Origin of the sequence: Actinomadura geliboluensis (assembly GCF_005889745.1) — a bacterium.
Classification (GTDB): Bacteria; Actinomycetota; Actinomycetes; order Streptosporangiales; family Streptosporangiaceae; genus Spirillospora; species Spirillospora geliboluensis.
Window position 1 is genome coordinate 1 of the sequence record NZ_VCKZ01000481.1, and the last position, 6,477, is coordinate 6,477.

Below are 6,477 nucleotides of genomic sequence, written 5' to 3' on the forward strand. Positions count from 1 at the left end.
CGGGCAGGACGTCCAGCAGCGGCGCCTCGCGGGGCGGCGGGCCGACGGGCAGCAGGTCGCCGGGCTTGAGCGGGGCGGGGCCGAGGCCGGCGAGGGTGTCGGTGGCGCGGGAGCCGAGGACGGGCGGGACGGCGATCCCGCCGCGCACCGCCAGGTAGCTGCGCAGCCCGGCGGGCGGGGCGCCCATCCGGAGTTCGGCGCCGTCGGGCAGGTGGAGCACCGTGTAGGGCGCCTCGGGGCGGCCGTCCACCAGCAGCGGGGCGGGCGCGCCGGTGACGGCGGCGAAGACCCCGCCCCGGCAGCGGACGCGCAGCCCGCCGAAGGTGACCTCGACCGCGGCCGCGCCGCCGGGGTTGCCGACGGCGCGGTTGGCGAGGCGGAGGGAAACCGGGTCAGCGGCGCCCGACACCCCCACACCGAGCGCCGCGTGACCCGGTCGGCCCATGTCCTGGACTGTCGCCAGGGGCCCTGTGTCGAGAACGTCCAGGCCGCGCTTCATGGTTCCGGTTCGACGAAGCGGACCGAGATTCCGGGGCGGAGCAGGGCGGGCGGGTCGCGGTCGAGGTCCCAGAGGACGGCCTCCGTGCGCCCGATGAGCTGCCAGCCGCCGGGCGACTCGGCGGGGTAGACCCCGCTGAACCGCCCGGCGAGGCCGACCGCGCCCGCCGGGACGCGGACGCGGGGCACGGCGCGGCGCGGGACGTCGAGCCGCGGGTCGCCGCCCTCCAGGTACCCGAAGCCGGGCGCGAACCCGGTGAACGCGACCCGCCACGGGGTGCCGGTGTGCGCGGCGACGACCTCGGCCGGGGTGAGGCCGGTGCGGTCGGCGACCTCGTCGAGGTCGGCGCCGTCGTAGACGACGGGGATCTCGACGGCCCCGGCGCCGCCGCCCGCCGGGCCCGGCCGGGCGGCGCGCACGGCGGCGGCGACCGCGGCCGGGTCGGCGGACGGGTCGAGCGGCAGCGTCAGCGTGCGGGCCGCCGGGACGACGTCGGCGACGCCGGGCGGCGGGGACGCGGCGAGCGCCGCGTACAGGCCCAGCATGGCCGCGAGGTCCGGCAGTTCGACCAGCAGCGCGGCGTCGCCGCTCGGGATGATCCGCACCCGTCACCTCCAGAGGTCGTCGAGTCCGGACAGCGAGTTCCAGCCGAGGTAGAGCGAGAGCAGCCAGGCGGCGGCGCCGAGGACGAGCAGCCAGAGCGGGTACCGGTAGCCGCCGAGCAGGTCGCGGCGGCGGCCGGCGGCCCACAGCAGCACCGCGAGCCCGAACGGCAGGATGAGGCCGTTGAGCGCGCCGGCGAGGACGAGCAGCTTGGCCGGGGCGGTGCCGATCGCCAGGTAGACGGCCGCGGAGACCAGGATGAACGCCACGACCAGGCGGTTGCGGTACCGCTCGACGAACGAGGAGAACGAGACGAGGAACGACACCGAGGTGTAGCTCGCGCCGATGACCGAGGTGATCGCGGCCGACCACATGATCAGCCCGAAGACGCGCAGCCCGGCCTCGCCCGCCGCGTGCTCGAACGCCGACGCGGGGGCGTTCTCCTTGGCGAGGGTGACGCCGCCGGCGACGACGCCGAGGACGGCGAGGAACAGCAGCACCCGCATGAGGCCGGTGACGAGGATGCCGGTGACGGCGCTGCGGTTGATCTCCCGGACGTTCTCCGGGCCGGTCAGCCCGGACTCGATCATGCGGTGCGCGCCCGCGTAGGTGATGTAGCCGCCGACCGTCCCGCCGATCAGGGTGGTGATGACGAGGAAGTCGACGGTCTCGGGCGCGACGGTCTGCCTCAGCGCGTCCCCGAGCGGCGGGTCCGACACGAACGCGACGTAGAGCGTCAGCAGGATCATCACGGCGCCGAGGACGACGACGATGCGGTCCATCGCGACGCCCGCGCGCCGGCTCAGGAAGATCGCGATGGCGACCAGCGCGGAGATCCCGCCGCCGATCTTGACGTCCAGGCCGAGCAGCGCGTTCAGCCCGAGCGCGGTGCCGGCGATGTTGCCGATGTTGAAGACCAGCCCGCCGAACACGTCGAGGGCGGCGAGGCCGTAGCCGGCGCCGGGCAGGACGCGGTTGCCGAGCTCCTGGGCGCGCATTCCGGACACGCCGACGACGCGCCACACGTTCAGCTGGATCGCGATGTCCACCAGCACGGACACGACGATCGCGAACGCGAACGCGGCGCCGAGCTTGGCGGTGAACACCGTGGTCTGGGTGATGAAGCCGGGGCCGATGGCGCTGGTCGCCATCAGGAACATGGCGCCGAGGAGCGCGCCGCGGCGGGACGAGGCGGGTGGTGCCGGTGGGGTGTCCAGGGCGGTCCGGTCCGTCATGGGGGTGACCCTTCTCGGGTGTCGGCTTTCCGTCAGGGTAGAGATTGTTCAACAATCCAGCAATCCCCTTGTTGAGAGATCTTCCGGCCGATGGGATACGCTTGCCCCCCACGCACGCGGAAGGGCGGTCGATGGCGGAGACCTGGCTCGACGAGATCGCGGCGGCCCGGCACGATCTGGACCGGTCGAGCACCGCCGCACGGGTCGCCGACCTTCTCCGCGAGCAGATCACCGACGGCCGGCTGGTGCCCGGCGCGCGGCTCCCCGAAGAGGACCTGTGCCGCGCCGTGAAGGTGTCCCGCAACACGATGCGCGAGGCGTTCCGGCTGCTCGTCCAGGAGCGGCTGCTCGTGCACGAGTTCAACCGCGGCGTGTTCGTGCGCCGCGTCACCGCCGACGGCCTCGCCGACCTGTACCGGGTCCGGCGCATCCTGGAGTGCGAGGGCGTGCGGTGCGCGCCGGACGCCCCGCCCGCCGCGCTCGCCCGGCTGGAGGCCGCCGTGCTGGACGGCGAGCGCGCCGCCGCGGCGGGCCGCTGGCCCGACGTCGGCACCGCCGACATCCGCTTCCACCAGGCCCTCGCCGCGCTGGTGGGCAGCCCGCGGGTGGACGAGATGACCCGGCACCTGCTGGCCGAGATGCGGCTCGTCTTCCACGAGATGGGCTCGCCCCGCGAGTTCCACGAGCCCTACCTCGCCCGCAACCGGCGCCTGTACGACCTGATCGCGCGGGGCGAGGCCGCGGCGGCCGAGCGGGAGCTGCGCTCCTACCTCGACGACGCCGAGGCGCAGCTCACCAAGGCGTACCGCGCGCAGGGGTGAGCGCCCCCGCGGCGGGGTTCACGACGCCGGCGCGTAGTTCATGACGTGCTCGTGCAGCAGCTGCGGCGCCTCGGGGTCGCCGCGCCGGAACGCCTCGATCAGCTCGGCGTGCTCGGCCGACTTGGAGTAGATCTCCGTCTGGTGCAGGCGCAGCGACAGCGTCGTCCACAGCTCGATGCCGAGCCCCTCCCAGACCGAGACGAGCAGCCGGTTCCCGGCCGTCTCGACGATCTCGCGGTGGAAGGCGATGCTGAGCCGCATCTGCGCCTGCAGGTCGCCGTCCCGCGCGGCCTCGGCCAGCCGCTCGTTGTGCTCCTCCAGGGCGTCCACGCAGCCGGCCAGGCGGGGCAGGGCCAGCTCGACGGCCGTCCGCTCCAGCCCGGCGCGCACCGGGAAGATCTCGGCGAGGTCGCGCTCGGTGAACTCGCGGACGCGGGCGCCGCGGTTCGGCAGCGACTCGATCAGCCGCTGCGCCTCCAGCTGGCGGAGCGCCTCCCGGACGGGGCCCTGGCTGACCCCGAGCTCGGTGGCGATCCGGCGTTCGACGACGCGCTCGCCGGGCTCCCAGCGGCCCGAGCTGATGCCCTCCACGATGAACTCCCGGATCTGGTCGGCGAGTCCGGTGCGCAGCAGCTGGGCGGGCGTGTTCACGAAACTCGATCGTAGCGCCACGATGGGTAAGTACCTCGTGATGGGGTAGGCGAATCCTGACCGCGTGGAATATGATCGATCATAGATCAATGATGATCGGGAGTGTCGTGGCGATCCTACGGCGCTACCCCGGATAGAGGAAGGTCGCCGATGGCTGAGACCGCCAAGGCCGCTCCGGCGCGGGGCCGGAGAACGCGCGGCGCCAAGGCCGCCGGGCCGAAGTCCGCCGCGCCGCCGCCGAACGGATCCGTCCCGGCAGAGGACGCCGAGACGCTCGTCGGCTACTACCGGCAGATGCTGCTGATCAGGCGGTTCGAGGAGCGCGCCGCCCGCGCCTACACCGAGGCGAAGATCGGCGGGTACTGCCATCTGAACCTCGGCGAGGAGGCCACGGTCGTCGGGCTGATGGCCGCGCTGCGCCCCACCGACTACCTGTTCACCAACTACCGTGAGCACGGCTACGCGATCGCCAAGGGCATCGGGGCCGACCGCGTGATGGCCGAGCTGTACGGCCGCTCCACCGGCGTGTCCAAGGGCTGGGGCGGGTCGATGCACCTGTTCGACGTCGAGACCCGGCTGCTCGGCGGGTACGGCATCGTCGGCGGCCAGCTGCCGCTCGCGACCGGCGCCGCGCTCGCCGTCTCCTACAAGGGCGGCGACGAGGTCGTCATGTGCCAGATGGGCGACGGGACGGCCGCGATCGGCGCGTTCCACGAGTCGCTGAACATCGCCGGCCTGTGGGACCTCCCCATCGTCTTCGTTGTGATCAACAACGGCCTGGGTATGGGCACCACCGTGGAGAACTCCGCCGCCGAGCCCGAGCTCTACAAGCGCGGCGCCGCCTACCGCATGGAGAGCGCCCGGGTGGACGGCGCCGACGTCGTCGCGGTGCGCGACGCCGCGGCGGTCGCCGTCGAGCGCGCCCGCGCCGAGAGCAAGCCCTACCTGCTGGAGACCCTCAGCCCCCGGCTGAAGGGCCACTCGGTCGTCGACCCGGCCCGCTACCGGACCAAGGAGGAGAAGGAGGCCCTGAAGGCCGCCGACCCCCTCGCGAAGATGGCGCTGGACCTGGAGGAGGCCGGGATCCTGTCCCACGACGACCGCGACCGGCTGGACGCCGAGGTCACCGCGGAGGTCGACGAGGCCGCCGCGTTCGCCGACGAGAGCCCCGCTCCCGACGTCTCCACGCTGTTCGACTACACCTACGCCACCCCGGTCCCGGGCGACCTCCGCCGGTTCCCCGCCGACCCCGTATTCCGTTCCTGAGAGGCACCCCCATGGCAACCGTGACCTACCGCCAGGCCCTCCGGGACACCCTCCGCGCCGAGATGCTGCGGGACGAGAACGTCCTGCTGCTGGGCGAGGAGATCGGGCTCTTCGAGGGCTCCTACAAGATCACCGAAGGGCTGCTGAAGGAGTTCGGGCCGAAGCGGGTCCGCGACACCCCGATCGCCGAGGAGGGCTTCGTCGGCGCCGCGATCGGCGCCGCGATGCTCGGCCTGCGCCCGGTCGTGGAGATCATGACGATCAACTTCTCGCTGCTCGCGCTGGACCAGATCGTCAACCACGCCGCGAAGATCTACGGCATGTTCGGCGGGCAGACCAGCGTCCCGATGGTGATCCGCACGCCGGGCGGCGGCGGGCAGCAGCTCGGCGCCACCCACTCGCAGAACGTCGAGCTGTTCTACTCGTTCATCCCCGGGCTGAAGGTCGTCGCGCCGTCCACGCCCGCCGAGGCGTCGGCGATGCTGAAGGCCGCGATCCGCGACGACGACCCGGTGCTGTTCCTGGAGAACCTCGCCCTCTACAACACCAAGGGCGAGATCCCCAACGCGATCGAGGACGTCGAGCCCGCCGAGATCGGCCGCGCCGGCGTCACCCGGGAGGGCACCGACATCACGCTCATCGGCTACTCGCGGATGGCGCGGGTGGCCGGCGAGGTCGCCGACAAGCTCGCCGCCGAGGGCGTGTCCGCGGAGGTCGTCGACCTGCGCAGCCTGCGCCCGCTCGACCGCCAGACCATCGTGGACTCGGTCCGCAAGACCGGCTGCGCGGTCGTCGCCGAGGACGACTGGCTCACCTACGGCATCGGCGCGGAGATCGCCGCGACCATCCAGGAGGGCGCGTTCGACTGGCTGGACGCCCCGGTCCGCCGCGTCGCGATGGCCGAGGTGCCGCTCCCCTACGCCAAGTCCCTGGAGTCGGCGGCGCTGCCGTCCGCCGAGTCCCTGCTCACCGCCGTCCGCGACACGCTCCGCGCGACCGGCCGCCCGGTTCTGGAGAACGTTTCATGACCGAGATCCTCATGCCCCGCCTCTCCGACACCATGGAGGAGGGCGTCATCAGCTCCTGGCAGAAGCAGCCGGGAGACGAGGTCGCGGTCGGCGACGTCCTCGTCGACATCGAGACCGACAAGGCGGTCATGGAGTACGAGGCCTACGAGGCCGGCGTGCTGGAGGAGATCCTGGTCCCCGAGGGCGAGTCCGCCGCGATCGGCGCGCCGATCGCCCGGATCGCCCCGGCGGGCGGCGCCGCGCCGGCCGCGCCGGCGGAGCCCGCCGCCGAGCCGGAGGCGAAACCGGAGCCCGAGCCGGAGCCCGCGGCCGCCGCACCCGAGGCCACCGCACCCGCTGGCTCTTATACACATCTGACGCTGCCGACGACGCGG

General features: G+C 73.3%; 8 protein-coding genes. 4 read left to right on the top strand and 4 right to left on the bottom strand.

What is annotated here, in order from left to right; all coding sequences use genetic code 11:
• The 3 genes from ETD96_RS39055 to ETD96_RS39065 all read right to left on the bottom strand — a co-directional run.
• A partial coding sequence (locus tag ETD96_RS39055) for a 5-oxoprolinase subunit C family protein (protein WP_420884832.1) occupies positions 1-499 on the bottom strand: 499 nt, incomplete at its 3' end.
• Positions 496-1,104: a 5-oxoprolinase subunit B family protein gene (locus ETD96_RS39060; protein WP_138641526.1), complete on the bottom strand. Its 609-nt coding sequence runs from the start codon at positions 1,102-1,104 to the stop codon at positions 496-498. The genes ETD96_RS39060 and ETD96_RS39055, both read right to left, overlap by 4 nt.
• Before the next feature lie 3 nt (positions 1,105-1,107).
• On the bottom strand, positions 1,108-2,337 hold the full coding sequence (locus tag ETD96_RS39065; RefSeq protein ID WP_138641527.1) for an NRAMP family divalent metal transporter: 1,230 nt from the start codon (positions 2,335-2,337) through the stop codon (positions 1,108-1,110).
• Between the two features lie 131 nt (positions 2,338-2,468).
• Here ETD96_RS39065 and ETD96_RS39070 point away from each other — a divergent pair, with 131 nt between their 5' ends.
• The gene (locus ETD96_RS39070; protein WP_138641528.1) at positions 2,469-3,158 is read left to right on the top strand and encodes a GntR family transcriptional regulator; all 690 of its coding nucleotides are present in this window, start codon (positions 2,469-2,471) and stop codon (positions 3,156-3,158) included.
• A gap of 18 nt (positions 3,159-3,176) precedes the next feature.
• Here the strand turns inward: ETD96_RS39070 and ETD96_RS39075 are convergent, their stop codons facing one another.
• Positions 3,177-3,809, bottom strand: coding sequence for a GntR family transcriptional regulator (locus ETD96_RS39075; RefSeq protein WP_240808544.1), 633 nt, complete (start codon positions 3,807-3,809; stop codon positions 3,177-3,179).
• A 150-nt stretch (positions 3,810-3,959) separates the two neighbouring features.
• Between ETD96_RS39075 and pdhA the strand changes: the two genes are divergently transcribed.
• The 3 genes from pdhA to ETD96_RS39090 form a co-directional block, all read left to right on the top strand.
• Complete coding sequence (pdhA, locus tag ETD96_RS39080; protein WP_138641530.1) at positions 3,960-5,075, top strand: pyruvate dehydrogenase (acetyl-transferring) E1 component subunit alpha; 1,116 nt, start codon at positions 3,960-3,962, stop codon at positions 5,073-5,075.
• 11 nt (positions 5,076-5,086) lie between these two features.
• The gene (locus tag ETD96_RS39085; protein WP_138641531.1) at positions 5,087-6,103 is read left to right on the top strand and encodes an alpha-ketoacid dehydrogenase subunit beta; all 1,017 of its coding nucleotides are present in this window, start codon (positions 5,087-5,089) and stop codon (positions 6,101-6,103) included.
• Positions 6,100-6,477: biotin/lipoyl-containing protein (locus tag ETD96_RS39090; RefSeq protein WP_338072656.1), on the top strand; the 378-nt coding region annotated here is incomplete at its 3' end. The genes ETD96_RS39085 and ETD96_RS39090, both read left to right, overlap by 4 nt.

Coding starts and splice junctions, on each gene's coding strand:
- ETD96_RS39065 (WP_138641527.1), bottom strand. CDS start 2,337: ATGACGGACCGGACCGCCCTGGACACCCCACCGGCACCACCCGCCTCG.
- ETD96_RS39070 (WP_138641528.1), top strand. CDS start 2,469: ATGGCGGAGACCTGGCTCGACGAGATCGCGGCGGCCCGGCACGATCTG.
- pdhA (WP_138641530.1), top strand. CDS start 3,960: ATGGCTGAGACCGCCAAGGCCGCTCCGGCGCGGGGCCGGAGAACGCGC.
- ETD96_RS39085 (WP_138641531.1), top strand. CDS start 5,087: ATGGCAACCGTGACCTACCGCCAGGCCCTCCGGGACACCCTCCGCGCC.